General features: G+C 42.9%; 25 protein-coding genes. 6 read left to right on the top strand and 19 right to left on the bottom strand.

The genetic code is table 11. The features are described from left to right. Positions 1–254 precede the first annotated feature (254 nt). The 4 genes from METHO_RS04180 (at position 255) to trpA (ending at position 3,278) form a co-directional block, all read left to right on the top strand. Complete coding sequence (locus tag METHO_RS04180) at positions 255–1,079, top strand: indole-3-glycerol-phosphate synthase (RefSeq protein WP_015324275.1); 825 nt, start codon at positions 255–257, stop codon at positions 1,077–1,079. Continuing rightward, positions 1,048–1,233 (top strand): PspC domain-containing protein, encoded by a 186-nt coding sequence (locus METHO_RS04175; protein ID WP_015324274.1) that lies wholly within the window; start codon positions 1,048–1,050, stop codon positions 1,231–1,233. Before METHO_RS04180 ends, METHO_RS04175 begins: the two co-directional genes overlap by 32 nt. 69 nt (positions 1,234–1,302) lie before the next feature. Further along, a complete protein-coding gene (gene trpB, locus METHO_RS04170; protein WP_015324273.1) occupies positions 1,303–2,502 on the top strand; it encodes a tryptophan synthase subunit beta in 1,200 nt (399 codons plus the stop codon). Next, positions 2,499–3,278 carry a tryptophan synthase subunit alpha gene (gene trpA, locus METHO_RS04165; RefSeq protein WP_015324272.1) on the top strand — a complete coding sequence of 260 codons (780 nt, stop codon included), beginning with the start codon at positions 2,499–2,501 and terminating at the stop codon, positions 3,276–3,278. Before trpB ends, trpA begins: the two co-directional genes overlap by 4 nt. A gap of 43 nt (positions 3,279–3,321) precedes the next feature. Here trpA and ftsY read toward each other — a convergent pair whose 3' ends face one another. From ftsY to METHO_RS04100, 14 genes are all read right to left on the bottom strand, one after another. Then, positions 3,322–4,485, bottom strand: coding sequence for a signal recognition particle-docking protein FtsY (gene ftsY / locus METHO_RS04160; RefSeq protein ID WP_015324271.1), 1,164 nt, complete (start codon positions 4,483–4,485; stop codon positions 3,322–3,324). A 33-nt stretch (positions 4,486–4,518) separates the two neighbouring features. Next, positions 4,519–4,953 (bottom strand): prefoldin subunit alpha, encoded by a 435-nt coding sequence (gene pfdA, locus METHO_RS04155; RefSeq protein WP_015324270.1) that lies wholly within the window; start codon positions 4,951–4,953, stop codon positions 4,519–4,521. Between the two features lie 3 nt (positions 4,954–4,956). Continuing rightward, positions 4,957–5,133 (bottom strand): 50S ribosomal protein L18Ae, encoded by a 177-nt coding sequence (gene rpl18a, locus METHO_RS04150; protein WP_015324269.1) that lies wholly within the window; start codon positions 5,131–5,133, stop codon positions 4,957–4,959. A gap of 31 nt (positions 5,134–5,164) precedes the next feature. Next, positions 5,165–5,830 carry a translation initiation factor IF-6 gene (locus METHO_RS04145; protein WP_015324268.1) on the bottom strand — a complete coding sequence of 222 codons (666 nt, stop codon included), beginning with the start codon at positions 5,828–5,830 and terminating at the stop codon, positions 5,165–5,167. A 42-nt stretch (positions 5,831–5,872) separates the two neighbouring features. After that, positions 5,873–6,139, bottom strand: coding sequence for a 50S ribosomal protein L31e (locus METHO_RS04140; protein ID WP_015324267.1), 267 nt, complete (start codon positions 6,137–6,139; stop codon positions 5,873–5,875). 15 nt (positions 6,140–6,154) lie between these two features. Next, a complete protein-coding gene (locus METHO_RS13260; RefSeq protein WP_015324266.1) occupies positions 6,155–6,310 on the bottom strand; it encodes a 50S ribosomal protein L39e in 156 nt (51 codons plus the stop codon). Between the two features lie 139 nt (positions 6,311–6,449). Further along, positions 6,450–7,046, bottom strand: coding sequence for an alpha hydrolase (locus METHO_RS04135; protein ID WP_015324265.1), 597 nt, complete (start codon positions 7,044–7,046; stop codon positions 6,450–6,452). 9 nt (positions 7,047–7,055) lie between these two features. Continuing rightward, a complete protein-coding gene (locus tag METHO_RS04130; RefSeq protein WP_015324264.1) occupies positions 7,056–7,406 on the bottom strand; it encodes a DNA-binding protein in 351 nt (116 codons plus the stop codon). A 66-nt stretch (positions 7,407–7,472) separates the two neighbouring features. After that, the gene (locus METHO_RS04125; protein ID WP_015324263.1) at positions 7,473–7,922 is read right to left on the bottom strand and encodes a 30S ribosomal protein S19e; all 450 of its coding nucleotides are present in this window, start codon (positions 7,920–7,922) and stop codon (positions 7,473–7,475) included. 128 nt (positions 7,923–8,050) lie between these two features. Beyond that, positions 8,051–9,322 carry an adenylosuccinate synthase gene (locus METHO_RS04120; RefSeq protein WP_015324262.1) on the bottom strand — a complete coding sequence of 424 codons (1,272 nt, stop codon included), beginning with the start codon at positions 9,320–9,322 and terminating at the stop codon, positions 8,051–8,053. Positions 9,323–9,380: 58 nt separating this feature from the next. Next, on the bottom strand, positions 9,381–9,539 hold the full coding sequence (locus METHO_RS13565; protein WP_015324261.1) for a hypothetical protein: 159 nt from the start codon (positions 9,537–9,539) through the stop codon (positions 9,381–9,383). A 283-nt stretch (positions 9,540–9,822) separates the two neighbouring features. Next, complete coding sequence (locus tag METHO_RS13560; protein WP_156811028.1) at positions 9,823–10,173, bottom strand: hypothetical protein; 351 nt, start codon at positions 10,171–10,173, stop codon at positions 9,823–9,825. Positions 10,174–10,493: 320 nt separating this feature from the next. Next, positions 10,494–11,327 (bottom strand): CPBP family intramembrane glutamic endopeptidase, encoded by an 834-nt coding sequence (locus METHO_RS04105; protein ID WP_015324259.1) that lies wholly within the window; start codon positions 11,325–11,327, stop codon positions 10,494–10,496. Further along, entirely contained in the window at positions 11,328–12,215 is an 888-nt protein-coding gene (locus METHO_RS04100) for a DUF1616 domain-containing protein (RefSeq protein WP_015324258.1), read from the bottom strand. 362 nt (positions 12,216–12,577) lie between these two features. Here METHO_RS04100 and METHO_RS04095 point away from each other — a divergent pair, with 362 nt between their 5' ends. Then, positions 12,578–12,925: a hypothetical protein gene (locus METHO_RS04095; protein WP_015324257.1), complete on the top strand. Its 348-nt coding sequence runs from the start codon at positions 12,578–12,580 to the stop codon at positions 12,923–12,925. 279 nt (positions 12,926–13,204) lie between these two features. Here METHO_RS04095 and METHO_RS04090 read toward each other — a convergent pair whose 3' ends face one another. The 3 genes from METHO_RS04090 to METHO_RS04080 form a co-directional block, all read right to left on the bottom strand. Beyond that, positions 13,205–13,537: a carboxymuconolactone decarboxylase family protein gene (locus METHO_RS04090; RefSeq protein WP_015324256.1), complete on the bottom strand. Its 333-nt coding sequence runs from the start codon at positions 13,535–13,537 to the stop codon at positions 13,205–13,207. Between the two features lie 147 nt (positions 13,538–13,684). Beyond that, positions 13,685–13,900, bottom strand: a complete 216-nt coding sequence (locus tag METHO_RS13955) for an HAD hydrolase-like protein (RefSeq protein ID WP_015324255.1) — start codon at positions 13,898–13,900, stop codon at positions 13,685–13,687. Positions 13,901–13,968: 68 nt separating this feature from the next. Beyond that, positions 13,969–15,231, bottom strand: coding sequence for a diaminopimelate decarboxylase family protein (locus tag METHO_RS04080; protein WP_015324254.1), 1,263 nt, complete (start codon positions 15,229–15,231; stop codon positions 13,969–13,971). A gap of 149 nt (positions 15,232–15,380) precedes the next feature. On the opposite strand from METHO_RS04080, the gene bcp reads away from it, so the two are divergent. Further along, positions 15,381–15,860, top strand: coding sequence for a thioredoxin-dependent thiol peroxidase (gene bcp, locus METHO_RS04075; protein WP_015324253.1), 480 nt, complete (start codon positions 15,381–15,383; stop codon positions 15,858–15,860). 203 nt (positions 15,861–16,063) lie between these two features. Here bcp and METHO_RS04065 read toward each other — a convergent pair whose 3' ends face one another. Then, complete coding sequence (locus METHO_RS04065) at positions 16,064–16,681, bottom strand: V-type ATP synthase subunit D (protein ID WP_015324251.1); 618 nt, start codon at positions 16,679–16,681, stop codon at positions 16,064–16,066. 20 nt (positions 16,682–16,701) lie between these two features. After that, a complete protein-coding gene (locus tag METHO_RS04060; protein WP_015324250.1) occupies positions 16,702–18,084 on the bottom strand; it encodes an ATP synthase subunit B in 1,383 nt (460 codons plus the stop codon).

The following is an 18,084-nucleotide window of genomic DNA, read 5'->3' as shown; positions in this document are numbered from 1 at the left end:
GAATAAAATTATATTACTAGTTAATATATAAAAAAGATATGGTTGCAAATCCAAAAATTAAACATCCCAGACTTATCTTTTGTAATAATTGAAGCGTAAACAGATTCGTAAATAAGCCAAAGAATACCACAAAAATTCATCGTGAAAAGAAGTGCCATCCCGACATAGATTTTATTACCACCCTCTGGCAAAATCTTTAAGTACAAAGTATGGCATGTACATAGTTATACACCAATGTAGATAAAGAGGATATAATGCACGATGTTGTTAATCAGATCCTTAATGAAACGTCTAAAAGAGCAGCTGCTATAAAGATTCCTGATCAGAATGAACGTGACATGAAAAAGGACAAGAAAAGAGATATATTAGCTGCTATACGGAAAAAACAAACAGAAGGTCATATACCAGTTATCTCGGAAGTGAAGCCTGCATCACCCTCACATAAATATATGGATATACCACCGGAAAAGGCAGCCGCCATAGCAATGCAAATGGAAAGAGCGGGAGCTGTTGCTATTTCGGTACTGACTGAGCCAAAATTCTTTCACGGATCGCTTGCTAACTTAGAAAATGTCAGAAGAGAAGTGGATATACCGGTGCTCCGGAAGGACTTCATCATTGATGAAAAACAGCTTGGGGAAATATCCTGTGACATCATATTATTAATAACAAGCGTACTTGGAGCAAGACTCGGAGAATTTGTAAACCTTGCTATTGCAAAGGGCATGGAGCCACTGGTGGAAACACAAAGCGAAGAAGAACTATACATAGCCCTTGCAACAAATGCAAAACTAATAGGCATCAATAACAGGAATTTCCATACTATGGAAGTGAGCCTTAACAACACCATAGCACTGGCTCCGCTTGTAAGGAAATACGATATTGACCATGGCACTGACCACATTATCATCAGCGAAAGTGGAATACATTCAGGCGCAGATGTGAGAACGGTAACAGAGGCTGGTGCCGATGCTCTCCTCATAGGGACCGCTATAATTAAAAGCGATGATATATACCATAAGACAAAGGAGCTAGTGGAGACAAAAAATGTACAAAAAACTTTCCAGGTCCAAAAGTGAAAGAATCATTGCAGGAGTATGTGGAGGAATCGGAGCATATCTGAATATCGACCCGACTCTGGTAAGGCTCCTGTGGATATTTCTGATATTCCTGGGTGGCGGAGGGATTCCAGCGTATTTTATAGCCTGGCTGATAATTCCTGAAGAATATTAAAGCGATCAAGATAATTAAAAACGGCCTATTACTAAATTAGGATCAATACAGATAACTGGAGTGTAAACTATGCAAAAGCCTACTTATGGGAGGTTCGGTGGCCAGTTCGTGCCCGAAGTGCTGATGCCGGCATTAAATGAACTGGAAGAGGAATACGAGCGATATAAGGAGGCTCCCGAGTTTCTCAGGGAGCTTAACTACTATCTCACAGAGTTCGCCGGTCGAAGCACACCTCTGTACCATGCAAGGAACCTAAGTAAAAAATATGGTACAAAGATATATCTCAAACGTGAGGATCTGGTACACGGTGGTGCTCACAAACTTAACAATACGATAGGACAGGCATTGCTTGCAAAATACATGGGTAAGAAAAGACTTATTGCTGAGACGGGAGCCGGGCAGCATGGCACTGCAACCGCTATGGCCGGAGCTAACATGGGATTTGAGACTGTTGTATATATGGGTGCCAAGGATGTGGAAAGGCAGAGAATGAATGTGTATCGCATGGAACTTATGGGTACAAAGGTGCATCCTGTGAGGTCCGGATCAATGACCCTGAAAGATGCGATAAATGAGGCTCTGAGAGATTGGGTAACCAATGTGGAAAATACACACTATCTTATAGGCTCTGTAGTGGGACCGCATCCTTATCCTATGATCGTGAGGGACTTCCAGAGTGTGATTGGCACGGAAGTCAAACAGCAGATCATGGAAAAAGAGGGAAGGCTTCCTGACTCCATTGTTGCCTGCGCAGGTGGGGGAAGCAATGCCATGGGTATATTCCACCCCTTTGTAGAAGATACTGATGTGAAGCTCTTACCGGTGGAGGCGGGAGGTTGCGGTATGCAGGTGCAGGGGAAGACTGCAATGCATTCTGCTTCCCTTGGAGCGGGTGAGGAGGGGATCTTGCAGGGTGCAAGAACGCTTATCCTGCAGGACAAGTACGGACAGATCCTTGAATCTACATCTGTGTCTGCCGGACTGGATTATTCAGGAGTGGGACCTGAACTTGCGCACCTGGCAGAGACAGGCAGAATTCAGCCAGGCAGTGTGAATGATCAGGAAGCTCTGGATGCATTCCATGAACTTTGCAGGCTTGAAGGTATAATCCCGGCGCTGGAATCATCTCATGCACTGGCATACATAAAGAAAATGGCAGACACAGGTGAACTTGGGGACCTGGTGGTAGTGAGCCTTTCAGGAAGAGGGGATAAAGACCTTGAAACTGTATTAAAGGTAAAAGCAACTGCAGGTGATGAGAAATTATGAGGATAGCAGATAAGTTCCGGGAACTGAAAGCAAAGAATGAGAAAGCCCTCATTGCTTACTTATGTGCAGGTGACCCAAGTACAGATGCCACGAGAGAATATGTGCATGCACTTGTAAAGGGTGGAGCTGACATAGTGGAACTGGGCTTGCCTTTCTCGGACCCTGTGGCAGACGGACCGACTATACAGGCAGCATCTGACAGGGCCCTGGAAGCCGGTATGAACACAGATGTGTATTTCTCTCTTGCAGCATCTATTAAAGAACACATTCCACTAGTATGTATGACATACTATAACCTCATCTTCAGAAGAGGGGTGGAAAAATTCGTGAAGGACTGTGCTGCATCAGGCATCACCGGCATAATAGTGCCTGACCTGCCCATAGAGGAAGCCGATGACATCCTCAAAGCCTGTAAAACATATGACGTTGACATGATATTCATGGTAACCCCTGTAACGGACAAGGACAGGATGCAAAAGATATTCAGCAAAGGTTCGGGATTCATTTATATAGTATCCCGTCTGGGAGTCACAGGAACCCGTGTTGATGTGGCAAAGTCCACAAAAGAGATCCTGGAGAAAGTGAGCACAAAACTTCCCAGAGCAGTAGGCTTTGGCATCTCCGATGGCAAGCAGGCTGCAGAGGTCATAGCAGCCGGTGCCGATGCCGTAATAGTGGGATCGGCCTTCGTGAATATAATCGCTTCTAAGAACAACGTGGAAGAAAGATTAGAACAATTGGCCCGGGAACTGAAGGCCGGATGCAGTGGCCAATAAAGGCGAATGCATACGTTTACAAGACCATAAAAAATAAAATTTTTTACTCAAATATCTGATCCACGAACCACTTGGGATCGAACTTTTGCAGGTCGTCGTACCCCTGGCCCATGCCCAGGAACAGAATGGGTTTGCCCGTGATATACGCAATGGATATAGCAGCGCCTCCTTTGGCGTCTGCGTCTGTTTTGGTTAAAATGGAGCCATTAATGGGCACCGCTTCATTGAACTGGGCAGCCCTCTCTACGGCATCGTTGCCTGCTACGGCCTCGTCCACGAAAATAATAAGATCTGGAGTACTTACTCTACAAACTTTCTTTAGCTGCTCCATGAGATTGAGGTTGGTGTGCATACGGCCTGCAGTATCTGAAAGCACTATGTCTGCCCTATGAGCCTTAGCATATTGTATCGCATCGTAAACAACCGCTGCTGGGTCACCACCTTCCTGATGTCGGATAACCTTTACACCGACCCTGTCGCCGTGTATCTGCAACTGATCTATGGCTCCTGCCCTGAAAGTGTCACCAGCTGCAAGGACTACGGAATATCCCATGTCCTTGAAACGTTTCGCTGTCTTGGCGATACTGGTGGTCTTTCCAGTGCCATTGATGCCAACAAAGACCATGTGTACGGGTTTACGGGCATTTCTGACATAATCATCCAGGTCAAAAATGTTTGCGCTCATCACATTGTACAAAGCATTACGCAAAGCCTGTTCAACAATATCAGTAGTATCCTTACCTATCTTCCTGCGGGAACCTACAAGCTCGGATTTCACTTCTTCTGTAATGGCTTCTGCAACAGTAAGAGCAATATCGCTCTCAAGCAAGGCGATCTGGAGATCCCATAGAGGTTCTTCAAGATCCTTCTCATCGAGAATGAACTCACGCTCAAAGACCAGGGCCTTTGCCTTGCTTACAAGACCTGTCTTCTTCTGCTCAGGGGATTTGGAAGCTTTAGCGTCTATATCTTTTGTATCTGTAGTCTGATCGGATACAATAGTCTTCTGAGGTTCTACCTCATCGTTCACAATTTCGGTTGCAACACCAGACAGAAGCTGCTCCTCTGTTTCTGGTGTGGAGGGAGAAATGAAATCGATTTCAGATTCTTCTTCCTGAGCAGGCTCCACAGGAATGGCCTTTTCATCGATCTGCTTGCCGAGACTTTTTGTAAAGCCGCTGAGCTTTTCTTTCAGTTTATTGAACATACGATCAACTCTGCGGAAATGACAGAAAAAAAATTACTGGGTGCCTGACTGAGCACCCTGCTGCAGTGCAGCTACATGAGTTTCGATGGCCTGCATGCCCTGAGCCAATTGCCCCAGGGTAGTATTCATCTTTTCCAATATCTTATCAAGCTCGCTCTTACGTCTCTGAAGGATTTCCTTTGCTTCAGGAACGGATTTCTCGATACTGATGCCAGCTCCAACATTTACCACTACTTTATCGATCATATCGAGCTTAGCATAGACGAATGAACCGGATCCAATTGGGACCATGGTATGGGCGCCTTCTTTTTCTTTTTCCAGCTCCTCAATAGTAGTGATGGCCCGCTGGCAGTCCTGTGCAGACAGGCTCACCATATTTAGCTGCTGCTGTAAAGACTCTGCTCTGCGCTGATACTCACGGTGTTGCATCAAGAGGCTGCGTGGATCCGTGTCGTTCATCTCTGCCATGGATCATGCCTCAGCGATGCTTTCTATTTTTATGAACATTCTTTTAATGCCATGCTTGCTGCCAAAAATAGAATATACCTTGTCTTCTGCATTCTTTTCATTCTGGCTAACAACTTGCTTGGTGAATTTTTCCCATTCACATCCGGCTTTGAACTTCCCTTTAACAACAAAGTCCTTCATATTGATCACCCATATATAAATTAAAATATTCTTACTCTTTCGCAATAAAGCCCAGAGCGCCCTCTATCCTGCCCAGCTCATAGCCAGTGGTCTTGGAACCTGCCACATAACCTTTGGAATTTGCGAGCAGACCTGAACCTACCATGGGAGTACCGAAATTGGTAGTTCCTACATCCACAGGCAGTTCAAATATCTCTTCAAGGAATGCCAGTTCCTGTGTAGTGGTCCTGGGATGCACAAGCAATCCTCTATTTGTTGCTGCCCCAGCCATACCTACTGTTTTCAGACCTGCGATAGTACCCCTGTAGACGTCCACTTTCAAAGTCTGTGAAATGACTTCAATAGAGCGGTCAGACAACTCTGGGTGGACCAGAGCAGCCGAATCGTTAGCAAGGACAATATTTCCAAGCGCATTTAACTTATCTGGAAGACTAGAGATCGGAAGGCCGGTAACCTGCAAGCTCTCAAGAGAGCTGCCTCTGGGAACAATAAAGCCAGCGGAGTTACCCCTGATCATAGAGCCAATGACACTGTTCTGACTCATTATGACCTCTATTACCTGGACATGCAAATTGTCAGCTATGATGTCCTTAGCACTTGCCTTTGTACCACAAGGCACCAAAGCAAAGTCTTCTGTACAAGTAGCGAAAACTCCTATGATAGGAGTATCCATTATATCCAGAGTAGGAATTGTCATTTCAACATACTTCGCTTTCTGAAATAGGAGAGGGTAGTATCCTCAGGCAAGTTCTGCCTCTACTACTCCATCTTCAAACTTCGCAGCACGTACCCTTATAAAGGATGGAGGCTTCTGCATACCCCTTTCCCATACCTTCTCATTTATGGTCGTGTGCAACTTTACCTGTTTAGATTCTACCTTCATATGTTTTGTAAGGTAATTCCTTATGAGCGTCATAGCCTTATCCGCCCTTCTATACCTGGGTAGTTCTTTTATTGAACGCAGGGGGATCGTATATATCTGCTCTTTAACTGCATCTTCTGCCATTATCATCACACCTACTTACTTCGCATCCAGATCGCTTCTTCTCCAGCTTCTTCTCTTGGGGTGACCTACAACCTTTCTGGAGGTCTTGATTATCACCCAAGTTGGAACCCTGTGATTCTGCCTGTGTGCTTTTGCAAGCCTAAGTTTTTGTCCTTTAGTATTCTGGCTCACTTGTCTCACCTATCTATGGAATCATAAATTGAATAAGATGTATATCAAGGTTTGGCTCTATTGAGCATATTGCTTTTTATCAATGTCAATTAAGGATATCTACATACCATTTATTGTAACATATTATTTATTACATATATTATTTCTTACGGCCAATGACATGGGACTGAACATGCGAAGGAAAAAGCTTCCTCATAATGTTTTCATCTTGTCTTTGACGTGTGATCTCACGCAATTCTGTTTCATAATCTGCCTTGATCATCTCTGAACTTTGTCCTTCGTCTATTATCAGATATTTATTTACCAGATAATCAACAGCAGATCTGCCATATCCCTTTAGCGGACATATGTATTTTATACCTAACCTGTCCTCTATGCTGCGGGACTGGCCAATGGTCAATACAGGAACACGGTCATCCCGGCGTACTCCATCGACAACTGCTGAAACACCCTTTTCGGAAGCAAGCTGTTCCACAGCAGCATAATGGATATGGTTAATGGAGCTTCGAGGGAAACCATCCTTTATGAGAAGACCATAGGCGTCTTCCAGCACCTGCCTGTCAAGTTCAAGGATCCGATGAGGAAAGCCAAGTTTTTCAGCTGCCTGGCTGGCAACTTCGCCCACCTGTAACACACCGAAAGTGCATGTCACCAATTCGATCTCAAAGAACGGCTCAAGCAATATAGCCGACAGAGAACTGTCCTTTCCACCACTGAAAAGAACTGATGCCTTCATGACCCTTGATCATACCCTTGTTATACTAGTCTTGCGCTTCTTGGGTTGCATCTGAGCCAACAGCGCCTTTAATTTCTCGTCTGTTATTTGTGACTGCAGGCGCCCATTCTGTGCAAGCATTATCAGCTGGGATTCCAGCTGATCTACCAACTCGGGCCTGGACATTTTCAGCGTTGTCATGCGCTCTCTTGCTTCAGGAGTAAGAATCTGCCGAAGAATGGATTGCTTTTTGGCTTCCATTTCAGCCTGCATCTGTTCCTGCTGATAAGCAGCCTGAATATCAGGATGCATTTGAGCAGCCTGTTGGTGCTGTAATTGTTCAAGCCTCTTTCTGCGGATATCCTCAAGTTCACCTGCCATGGAATCACCTGTGATATACTGTTGACTTACAGGAATATGGAAGTTTATCTGCGGTTAAATGCAAATTTAGTATTTTGCAAGTCCCGGTATCTTCTCTAAGAGTGCCTGCTTGACCTCGTATGCGGTATTGTCCAGCATGGATTGACCAGCAGGAGACACAACACGTCCGCTCTTCAATGATCGAACGAAACCCGCTGCTTCGAGCTGCTGTGCAGCCTCTCTAGCAATGGAACCGCTTCCTTTGGCCTTTCTGTGGGGTTGTGAACCCATATCTTTTTTACCTCCGTAGACAGACCGTAGTCTTTCTACGCCGATGGGACCATCAGTATAAATAGTTCTTAACACAGCGGCACAACGAATGTACCACCAGTTATTATTCATAGGGGCAAGCTCCTTGTGGGCACCGGTCTTAACATAGGCTGCCCATTCTGGAGGCTGTACATGCTCATTCTCCTTTAACTTTTCTGCTACCTTGGAGATCAGGTCACTTGCAGGAACATCATATAACGTAGTCATTCTATTCTCCCTGGATTCGATAATAAATTTACAGATAATTGGACTCAGCATCTGGAAACTTGGATACGGTGGAGTACTGCTTTTAAACTCTCAGTTAGTATATACGCTTTTCGGCAGAAAGAGGTGAATTATTTTTTGAAGGTCTGTTCTCTTCCCGGACCCACTGAGACATATTCTATAGGTACACCTATCTTTTCCTCCAGATATGATACATATCTGCAGGCAGCTTCCGGCAGATCGGAGAACTGGCGTACATGTGTAAGATCATCTGACCATCCCTCTAATTCGTCATAAATAGGAACACACCTTGCAAGGTCGGCAGTAAGCTCCGGAGGGTATTTGATGGACATACCATCGAGTTCATAACCTACACATACTTTTAACGGGTTGATGTCAGAAAGCACATCAAGCTTTGTCAAGGCAAGCTCAGTATAACCATTGAGGAAAACAGCTTTCTTTACCAAAGGCAGATCAAACCATCCACAGCGCCTTGCCCTACCAGTAGTGGTGCCAAACTCCCCCCCAACCTGCTGAAGATGCTCTCCCACATCATCCTTCAGTTCGGTAGGCAAGGGACCTTCACCTACACGAGTAATATATGCTTTGACTATGCCCAACACATTGTCGACTTTGGTGGGGCCTACCCCCAAGTTGGCACATGCAGAACCCGCAATAGTACAAGATGAAGTAACAAATTTCTGTGTCCCATGGATCACATCAAGATGCGTCCCCTGCGCACCTTCAGCCAGGACATTTTTACCCTCTTCCAATGCTTTATTTATCTCCAGAGATACATCCGTCATATAAGGTGCAAATTGTTTACCCAGTGAAACATAGAGATCAATGAACTCATTATCCATGACAACAGATGGGTTACCGTCTAGCTCCCGGATGGAATTCTCCTTCTGGGAAGCAAGTTCCCCAAGCCTTGCAAGTAATCTCTTTTTGTCTATGAGATCAGCTAAGCGTATTTCATCTCTTGCAACCTTGTCAATATATGCAAAACCTATACCTTTTTTAGTTGTTCCTATCTTCTCAGAACGACTTGATTCTTTAAGACCATCAAGTTCAATATGGTATGGCATTATTATGCTGGTCTTAGCGTCGATACCAAGCTTATCGGGACCAATATGTATCCCTCCTCGAGAAAGTATTTCCAGTTCCTGTGCCAGAGATTGAGGGTTGAGAACTGTACCGGGACCTATGAGCACCCTAGAGTCTAGCAGAAAACCTGAAGGTATGAGATGTAGTTTATAGACAGCATCACCGACTTTGACAGTGTGGCCAGCATTATCCCCTCCCTGGAATCTTACCACAAGGTCGTATTTATCAGATATCAGGTCAACTATCTTCCCTTTTCCTTCGTCACCGAACTGAGCACCTGTAATGATCGTAAACATAGGATGCAGATGAACGTAGATGCATAATAATTTTGTGATGCAATTTTATGATGCAGAATTACAATTCCTCATCGAATAGTATCATACTTGTACCTTCATCAAAAGGATCAGTATCGTCCTTACTGCATCGCAGAATACGTGTATTACCCATATCAAGCAAAGTGTCTATAAGTTTTTCGACCAGATTAAGTGTTACATTGAAATCTGATTCAAGCATAAAAATTGCATCCTGCCTTTTGATGGAAAAATTACAGGAATTTGATCTACGTGAAGATGTACATGAACTATATAATTCACATCTTTGAACTCTGGAAATGTGCTTGAAGTGCACAGCAAGTCCATGCCATGAATAAACATTATGTAAACCTTTGATCCCATATAGATTTGGTTTGCTCTTATCCTGAATATCGGGCATATTATTAATAAATAATAATAATAATAATAATAACAACAACAACAACAATAAATAAGCTATTCATTTTAGAGGAAGAAGGTAATAACTAAGGGAAACACATTACTAATATACGAAAAACAATTACAACAATTGATAGCAATGCTCCGGATAGTAGAAAAGATATATATAGAGATAAGGAATATGGACAGAACAATATGTTACTCTCTATAGCATCTGCAGCGTTAGTAAGTGCAATGGCATCTGTCAGTACAAAAGGTGCAACCGCATCTATGACCACAGCTATGGGACTGCCTGAATATGGATTTTTTGCTGTCTTTGCATTGGTGATATTACTCTGTGCAAAACTTATGCTGGCAGCATCCACAAAATGGAACAATGCCATCAAATGCTCACTGGATATGAGCATCATACCACTGTTGATATCTTTCGCTGCCATAGTGGTTTATAAGATCATTATTATAATCTAAGTGGTATAACCAAGAAAGTCGATCATTGTAGTTGATGATTGTCTTATATAAAGAACTCTAACAAATAAATAAATAAATTTTGAGTATAATATTCTTCTAAACTTTCTACTTTTGTTCATATTTAAATAAGACTATTTATTGACTTCAGCTATATGTAGAGATGTTTATAAATATTAGATAATTTTAGATAAATAATTATTAAATGAAATTTTTGACTCTTATAAAAAAATAAGATTTTATTTTGCTTTAATTAAATATTATCCTTGAAAATTCAAGGAATATGCGTTTATTAGAATATCCCTAGCCCTGGTCCTAACAAGGGTATAATGCTGAAAAGGAAAACATTGACAATACCGTGGGTAAGAGCAACAAATGGAAGGCTTCGGGTTTTGATGAACATGTAACCAAGTATAAGACCTACCAGCGATGCAAAGATGATCCCTGGACCTATTCCATGAGTGGAACTCATAATACCAAAAAGCAAACTAGTAGCAATGAGCCCTATCGCAGGACCAAACACACCTTCGAGTCTAGTTTGAAGAATAGACCTGAATACAAGCTCCTCCACCAAACCTACGCAAAAGATCATAATCAAGAAAACGTCCATCATATTATAGAAAGATGTATCTGGTACAAGAGGAACAGCAGGGTAAATAAAGTACTCTAATTCTGCAATCAGCAAACCGATCACTAATGAGAGAGGCAAGTAAAGAAGAAATTTCTTGAAGGACAGTCCAAGCTGTACCGAGGAAAAGCTTTGATGCCTTATTATAAGGAATATAGGTATAAACAGTGGTACATATATATAGAAATACCGATACAAGACCATTTCAGAGAACACAGGCATAGAGAAATTGATCAGCCTTAACAGAGGCAAGAGCATAAGAGCCTGCAGTGCCCATGCTACATATTTATCTTTGATGCTGACAGTGCCTATGGACACAACTATAAGAAGAAGAGTATGTAGTAGGATAGCGGCTCCCAGGATTCCAGAGAACATTAAGATTTCCGCAAACACTATGAGTAAGATAGTAAGTAAAACAAGAAGTGCAGACCTTGTAGTCAAACGGGAGAAGTCATGCTCCTGCCATTTTCCATGATCATATTTTTCACTATCCTGCATTTAGACCCCTCCTGTTACATTGACCCAGAGATGGAGATCTCTGTAAGGAACAGTCAAATTATCGTTCTTGTAGAGCAGGAACTCTAATTTCATGTTATCGCCAACAGAATTTGGCGTGAACTCTACAGGCTCCTCCCAGGTAGCATTATGTTCCAAACTGAAACTCTTGGCATTGGCTGGAACCGGAAGCGATTCATTGTCGAGTCTAATGTCCATTGTATATTTAACAAGCTCATATTCGTGATTGACCACACCAACGATCACTTCACCACTGTCCCCCAGAGTGTAGAGAGTAGTATAATTTTCGGCCTTGCCATCCATACCAAGAATATAGAATTCTGTGAACTTTTCACCTTGTTTTGGAGTTACCACAACATAAACAAGTGCCACCACAGATAACAGTACCGAGATCACAAGAATAATAGTCAGAATGCGGTCCAGCTTGTTTTCTGATTGCCCGCTGACTGGCTCTTTAATGGCTGCATATACATCACCTGAGGACACCGAGAATGCCTTTTCAGAAGGAAGCTGAGCTCTTCTGTAAAATGCAATTACACACATCAAGAGAGTGAAGACTGATAAAGAGACCAATATTGGAACGAGCCTTATACCCCAAGAAGTGTAGTTAAGCCCGAGACCTATCAGTGGCACTACGGCGATACTCAGACCAAAACCCAATGCAAGACGCTCAATTCCATCCAGGTCATCCTTTGCCGGAAAAAGAGCGGCTATCAAAGCATAGCCCGGAAGGAAAAGTACCATAGGCAAACCGAGTATAGTCCTAATAGGTGTGGAAGCCAGCTCCGGTATTAACACGAATAAGTCAGTAAGCAATACTAGAACGGCAACAATAGGAAGATCAATAGAATTATTCCTTTTATGTGGCATGGCTATCCCTGTGATGTAATTCATAGTAATTGAATGTTTCTAAAAGAGTTTAAATAAACAAACTTAACATATAATATAGAGTTCTATCTGTTGATTAGATTTTCATATTTTTAGATAACTCTTGATAGAGCAATATGCGAGATTGAGGTATAATAATCATTGATAAGTATTCTTCTTCGATATAACCCACTATATTTATATTACAATTGTGCATATCTTTTATAGGAAATTTTAACCTGGCTTATCAAAAGGATCACAGATTTGTCCTATATGGATATTTTTCCATTTATGGCATTTAAGTTCTGGCAGGAGACCTGAACTGTAATCATAATGATCCTGAAATATACAAGGGGGTTCAGTACATGGATAAAATGAAAAAAGTAGGTATTCTTGGTGCAGCTGCTCTTATAGGTGCAGGATTAGCAGCATTGTCTGAAGAGAGAATAAGAGAGTTCGTTAAGGAAAAGATTGATACCGGCGCTCTGAGCAAAGAAGAGGGCAAGACACTGGTGGAGGACCTGGTTAGCGAAACTAAAAAACAGAAGCTTGATCTGGAGAAGAACATTGTAGAAAAGATCCGTGCTGCGGTCCTGAAAGCCGACAAGCAGCTCTCGAACCTGGAGGCAAGGATCGATGAGACTAAGATACAGGAACTTGAAGCTGAACTTGAAAGAATGAAAAACCTCCGGAAAACTGAAAATAAAGACTAATACATCTCAAAAAGAAAAGTATTATCCCCTCTTTCCTTTTTAAGTATTGAAGGGATAGTATTTTTCACCACTATTCTTATAATATTATTATATGTGTTTCAAGCCAATGTTCCATTTTTTGCATTTTAGACACTAAAATAAGTTCAAATTCTGTTCCGTGTATGACGAAAGCGAAATGTCCTTGATCATACAGCAAAAAAGATGCTGGATACTGGAAAAAATAGTCATCAGAAAATGAAAGGTTATAAAAAAGTAAAAAGCAGGAAAAAAGCCGTAGACTTAATCTTTGTCTCCTGCACAACAGCAGGATATGTTGCCTTTAAGGATTTCTTTCCACTCGCCTATGACATCATGGGTCCAGCAGTCATCCGCACCTGCGGCCTCACGCATTGTCAAAGCCAGGATATAGGTCAATTCTTTCACAGTTGCGCCTGCTTCAAGAGCACCTTTGAAATGTTTAAGTACACAGGGTTTTGAGCGGGCTTTAATTGAAAGAGCAAAACAGATGAATTGATATGTCTTTTCATCAATTGTTCTTTTGTCCCTGTATATCTCATCGACCTCATCCAGCTTCTGTGCGAATTCCGGGAAAAACTCCTCCAGCATCCTCATATTATTCACCTCGACCATCTACACACATATAGATTATAAATTCCAAAGTATTCTTTGATCTGTGCAATATCAAATTTATATCAGTTTCAAGCTCTATATTCTTTTCGTCACCTGGTGATTAAATGTTCTGTGAAGATAAAAAGTCAGTTACTTTTTGATATACAACAGTATTTCATCAGGAGAGCTGAAATAAGACAGCATCTTTTCCATAATACCCCTATCATTTGACCCCGCAGGCTCATAAATTAATTCAGGAGATATATGGATACATGCTTCTGAAAATGCCATCTCACAAGCAGCTACATGCAGATGCATGGAATCTACAAGCACCCCATCCATATCAAAGATAAGGGCAGGCTTCATAATATATATATAAATAGTTAGATATATAAAAATGATGGAAAATTTATATCCATCATAAAAATTGTGTTTTAACTGAAACTGTTAAGACCAGCCATATCCAGCGTCACAAAATAGTCATCCACAGTCTCAGCCCTGCGGATCTGTGCAAAGCTGCCATCTTGTCTTAGCAGGATCTCTGCAGATCGGAGTTTACCATTGTAGTTGAAACCCATAGCATAGCCATGAGCTCCAGTGTCATGGATGACCAGAATATCTCCACGCTGCACTTGCGGAAGCATCCTATCAATGGCAAACTTGTCATTATTCTCACATAGAGAACCAGTGACATCGTACTTGAAACACGGCTGCTCGTCCTCCTTGCCAAGAACGGTAATGTGGTGATATGCACCATATAGACCGGGCCTCATGAGGTTGGCCATACATGCGTCAGTGCCGACGTAGTCCTTATAGATATGTTTCATGTGACGTACTGTTGTAACAAGATATCCATAAGGACCTGTTATCACACGTCCGCATTCCAGATAGATCTTAAGAGGAGCCAAACCGTTCGATTCAATGATCTTTGCATACTCCTCCCTGACGCCCCTGGCAATGACATCATAAGGCACAGGCTCTTGCTTCGGATGATAAGGTATACCAATGCCTCCCCCAAGGTTCACGAACTCGAACTTTATACCAAGCTCACCGGAAATATCAGCTATAAGCTCGAAAAGGAGCTTTGCCGTTTCTACAAAATACCGTGGGTTTAACTCATTGGATGCTACCATGGTGTGTAGGCCAAATCTCTTCACACCTTTATCCCTCATGTACCTGTATCCCTCAAAGAGCTGCTCACGGGTAAAGCCATACTTGGCTTCCTCAGGTCGGCCGATTATTGCATTGCCTTCCTTCAGAGGGCCCGGGTTATACCTGCAGCATACAAGTTCCGGCAGGCCGGCCTCATCTTCCAGGAATTTGATATGGCTTACATCATCGAGATTTATTATAGCACCCAGTTCTTTGGCCTTCCTGAACTCATCTGCCGGAGTGTCATTTGAACTGAACATAATAGATTCTCCCACGATGCCGGTATTCTCTGCAAGCAATAACTCAGGCAGAGAACTGCAATCTGCTCCAAACCCCTCTTCCTTGAGGATCTTTATAATATAGGGGTTTGGAAGAGCTTTCACAGCAAAGAACTCCTGGAAACCTTCCAGTATGCTGAAAGCTTCCTTGAGCCTGCGGGCATTTTCCCTGATACCGTTCTCATCATACAGATGGAAAGGTGTGGGATATTGTGCAATTATCTCAGAGATCTTTTCTTTTGTGAAAGGGAGTGCTTTTGATACCATTTTCTACCCTCTAAGCCAAAAAGGCTGTATATATCGTCATTATATGATAAATGGAATAAACTATACCTGCTTGGATAAATACTAATTGGAAAATCCATGATCAAATTCTAATTACAAACAAAACAAGATAATATACAAAGGAAAATATAATGTCAAAAAATTCACTATCTCAAGGCTTGAAAGCACCTTTATTCTGCCTGCCAGACCAGAATGGAAACGAAAAATGCCTCAAAGACCTTAAAGGGAAATGGGTCGTACTTTATTTTTATCCCAGGGATAATACAACAGGATGCACAAAGGAGGCTCAGGACTTCACTTCACTTAAAGACGCTTTTGAAGATGAAGGAGCAATGATCCTGGGCGTGAGCCGGGACAGTATAACCTCGCATCAGAAATTCATGGAGAAAAAGGAAATAGGAATAACACTGCTTTCTGATACAGAGATCGCTGTGCATAAGCTATACGATGTATGGCGCCTGAAAAAATTCATGGGAAAGGAATCAATGGGCACTGTCAGAACAACATTTCTGATCGACCCGGAAGGTAACATTGCAGAGATATGGGACAATGTGAAAACAAAAGACCATGCACAAGCTGTGCTGAACAGTTTAAGGTCAACAAAGAAATAAAAAATGAAATAATCAAATATCTAATTTGCCTGAAAGATGTAAAAATATAAGGAAATAGCCCAAAACCAGTATGATTAGTGAGATGAGCCAGGCCCACCTTAAAATCCGTGCCAGATTATGAGGCTTTCCAAGTTCTATGAAGAGACGGTCGGCCAAATTGGGCCGATCTTCTTCAGGTTTTTCAGATCCCATATACGAGAATCTTATCCTTTGATCTTCTTGAGCCTGAAAGTGTTCTCTCTTTCCATCTCTTCAAGACGAAGTTTTATGAAGTCCATAGATTCCTGCAGTTCAGGAATTACCTTGAACTCAAGAGCATTTACACGGCGTTTGGTCTTTTCGATATCATCGAGCAGTTTCTTCATAGTAGTTTCTATCTCTGCTGCAACAATGATGTTCTCCACCAGCACCTCATAGGCGTCTGCAGCCTCATCGGTATAGGAACTGGTTCCCAGTATACCATAACCACGTTCCTCTATGGATTTACGTACACTGGAGGACTCAATCTTCGGGACCACAACACCCATTATGTTACGGCTTTCAAGTTCTATCTGGGGAATGTTCTGCAGGGCGAAAGCTGTGGATTTGACGGTAAAGATACCGTCAACAGCGTTTGCAATACCTATTTTCTTATTTGCCACTTCATAGGCCTGGTCCAGCTCAGACCTGACATCCTTTGCTTTACTTAGGATCTCGAAGAACTCAAGGATCAGTCCATCCCTCTTCATTTTAAGTAACTTGTGGCCACTCTGAGAGAGCTGGATCTTCTTCTTGAGCTCTATAAGCTCTGAACGGGTTGGTTTAACATCCTTTGCGCCCATGTTCGTTCACCAGGTTCCCTTTAGTTGCTCTTCTTGTGAGCAGGGTGGTATTTCTCTATGAACTTGTTGTCTACCCTTGTGAGCAGAGCTTCCGGAAGCTCTGAAAGAATAGACCATGCAACGTTCAGTGTATCCTCAATGGATCTGTCCTCTTCCCTTCCCTGACGCACGAACCTGTCCTCGAACAGATCTGCAAATTCCAGGATCCTCTGGTCTCTCTCAGACAATGCGTCCTTGCCCACGATAGCCACTAGTCCTCTGAGGTCACGGCCTTCTGCGTATGCTGCATACATCTGGTCTGAAACTGCCTTGTGATCATCCCTGGTCCTACCTGCACCGATACCGGAGTTCATAAGACGGGACAAAGATGGTAGCACGTTGATAGGAGGATAGATACCTTTTCTATGCAGTTCTCTTGAAACCACGATCTGACCTTCGGTAATGTAACCGGAAAGGTCCGGAATGGGGTGAGTTATATCGTCACCTGGCATTGTAAGAATGGAGAACTGTGTAACAGATCCTTTCGTACCTTTTATGACACCTGCACGCTCATAGAGGGAGGCCAGATCAGTGTACATGTAACCAGGGTAACCTCTACGTCCAGGCACTTCTTCACGGGCTGCACCCATTTGACGCAATGCCTCACAATAGTTGGTGATGTCCGTAAGGATAACAAGCACGTGCATATCATGTTGATATGCAAGATATTCAGCTGCTGTAAGAGCCAGCCTTGGAGTGATAATACGCTCGACAGCAGGGTCATCAGCAAGGTTCAGGAACACCACTGCTCTTTCCAGAGCACCGGTCTTTTCGAAATCCTCCATGAAGTACTGTGCTTCCTCATTGGTAATGCCCATTGCGGCAAACACTACTGCAAAAGGTTCTTCTGAACCTGGCACCTTTGCCTGTCGTGCGATCTGCAGAGCTATCTCGTTGTGCGGAAGACCGGAACCAGAGAAGATAGGCAGTTTCTGGCCTCTTACGAGCGTATTAGTTCCATCGATCGTGGAGATACCCGTTTGGATGAACTCCTCAGGGGGCATCCTTGAATATGGGTTCATTGATGCACCATTCACATCGAGCCTGTCTTCAGGAACTATACGGGGTCCACCATCAAGAGGCTCACCAGAGCCTGAAAGGATACGACCCAGCATGTCCTTTGAAACAGGCAGCTTAACGGTCTCACCGGTAAATACAACCCCCGATTCTTCGTTGAGTCCGCCTGTGCCTTCGAATACCTGCACAACTACGATGTCAGCTGATGTGTCAAGTACCTGACCTCTTTTAGTACTGCCATCAGGCAGTTTGATATTCACAAGTTCATTGTAACCCACTGGTTCGGTCTTCGCAATGAATATTAGAGGGCCTGATACCTCTACTATAGTCTTATATTCCTTGGTCAT

It is taken from the genome of Methanomethylovorans hollandica DSM 15978, assembly GCF_000328665.1.
GTDB lineage: Archaea > Halobacteriota > Methanosarcinia > Methanosarcinales > Methanosarcinaceae > Methanomethylovorans > Methanomethylovorans hollandica.
Note: the sequence above shows the minus strand (reverse complement) of the source record. Positions and strands in the feature narration are given on the sequence as shown.

What these genes read in the sequence shown, in the direction of transcription:
- METHO_RS04090 (WP_015324256.1), bottom strand. Translation starts at nt 13,537, where the DNA reads ATGAGGATGCTGGAGGAGTTTTTCCCGGAATTCGCACAGAAGCTGGAT.
- METHO_RS04095 (WP_015324257.1), top strand. Translation starts at nt 12,578, where the DNA reads ATGGATAAAATGAAAAAAGTAGGTATTCTTGGTGCAGCTGCTCTTATA.
- METHO_RS04065 (WP_015324251.1), bottom strand. Translation starts at nt 16,681, where the DNA reads ATGGGCGCAAAGGATGTTAAACCAACCCGTTCAGAGCTTATAGAGCTC.
- bcp (WP_015324253.1), top strand. Translation starts at nt 15,381, where the DNA reads ATGTCAAAAAATTCACTATCTCAAGGCTTGAAAGCACCTTTATTCTGC.
- METHO_RS04145 (WP_015324268.1), bottom strand. Translation starts at nt 5,830, where the DNA reads ATGACAATTCCTACTCTGGATATAATGGATACTCCTATCATAGGAGTT.
- METHO_RS13955 (WP_015324255.1), bottom strand. Translation starts at nt 13,900, where the DNA reads ATGAAGCCTGCCCTTATCTTTGATATGGATGGGGTGCTTGTAGATTCC.
- METHO_RS04120 (WP_015324262.1), bottom strand. Translation starts at nt 9,322, where the DNA reads ATGTTTACGATCATTACAGGTGCTCAGTTCGGTGACGAAGGAAAAGGG.
- rpl18a (WP_015324269.1), bottom strand. Translation starts at nt 5,133, where the DNA reads ATGAAGGACTTTGTTGTTAAAGGGAAGTTCAAAGCCGGATGTGAATGG.
- METHO_RS13560 (WP_156811028.1), bottom strand. Translation starts at nt 10,173, where the DNA reads ATGGCAGCGAAAGATATCAACAGTGGTATGATGCTCATATCCAGTGAG.
- METHO_RS04130 (WP_015324264.1), bottom strand. Translation starts at nt 7,406, where the DNA reads ATGGCAGGTGAACTTGAGGATATCCGCAGAAAGAGGCTTGAACAATTA.
- pfdA (WP_015324270.1), bottom strand. Translation starts at nt 4,953, where the DNA reads ATGGCAGAGATGAACGACACGGATCCACGCAGCCTCTTGATGCAACAC.
- METHO_RS04135 (WP_015324265.1), bottom strand. Translation starts at nt 7,046, where the DNA reads ATGAAGGCATCAGTTCTTTTCAGTGGTGGAAAGGACAGTTCTCTGTCG.
- METHO_RS04080 (WP_015324254.1), bottom strand. Translation starts at nt 15,231, where the DNA reads ATGGTATCAAAAGCACTCCCTTTCACAAAAGAAAAGATCTCTGAGATA.
- ftsY (WP_015324271.1), bottom strand. Translation starts at nt 4,485, where the DNA reads ATGTTCAATAAACTGAAAGAAAAGCTCAGCGGCTTTACAAAAAGTCTC.
- METHO_RS04105 (WP_015324259.1), bottom strand. Translation starts at nt 11,327, where the DNA reads ATGCAGGATAGTGAAAAATATGATCATGGAAAATGGCAGGAGCATGAC.
- METHO_RS04175 (WP_015324274.1), top strand. Translation starts at nt 1,048, where the DNA reads ATGTACAAAAAACTTTCCAGGTCCAAAAGTGAAAGAATCATTGCAGGA.
- METHO_RS04180 (WP_015324275.1), top strand. Translation starts at nt 255, where the DNA reads ATGCACGATGTTGTTAATCAGATCCTTAATGAAACGTCTAAAAGAGCA.
- METHO_RS04125 (WP_015324263.1), bottom strand. Translation starts at nt 7,922, where the DNA reads ATGACTACGTTATATGATGTTCCTGCAAGTGACCTGATCTCCAAGGTA.
- METHO_RS04060 (WP_015324250.1), bottom strand. Translation starts at nt 18,084, where the DNA reads ATGACCAAGGAATATAAGACTATAGTAGAGGTATCAGGCCCTCTAATA.
- METHO_RS04100 (WP_015324258.1), bottom strand. Translation starts at nt 12,215, where the DNA reads ATGCCACATAAAAGGAATAATTCTATTGATCTTCCTATTGTTGCCGTT.
- trpB (WP_015324273.1), top strand. Translation starts at nt 1,303, where the DNA reads ATGCAAAAGCCTACTTATGGGAGGTTCGGTGGCCAGTTCGTGCCCGAA.
- trpA (WP_015324272.1), top strand. Translation starts at nt 2,499, where the DNA reads ATGAGGATAGCAGATAAGTTCCGGGAACTGAAAGCAAAGAATGAGAAA.
- METHO_RS04140 (WP_015324267.1), bottom strand. Translation starts at nt 6,139, where the DNA reads ATGGCAGAAGATGCAGTTAAAGAGCAGATATATACGATCCCCCTGCGT.
- METHO_RS13565 (WP_015324261.1), bottom strand. Translation starts at nt 9,539, where the DNA reads ATGCTTGAATCAGATTTCAATGTAACACTTAATCTGGTCGAAAAACTT.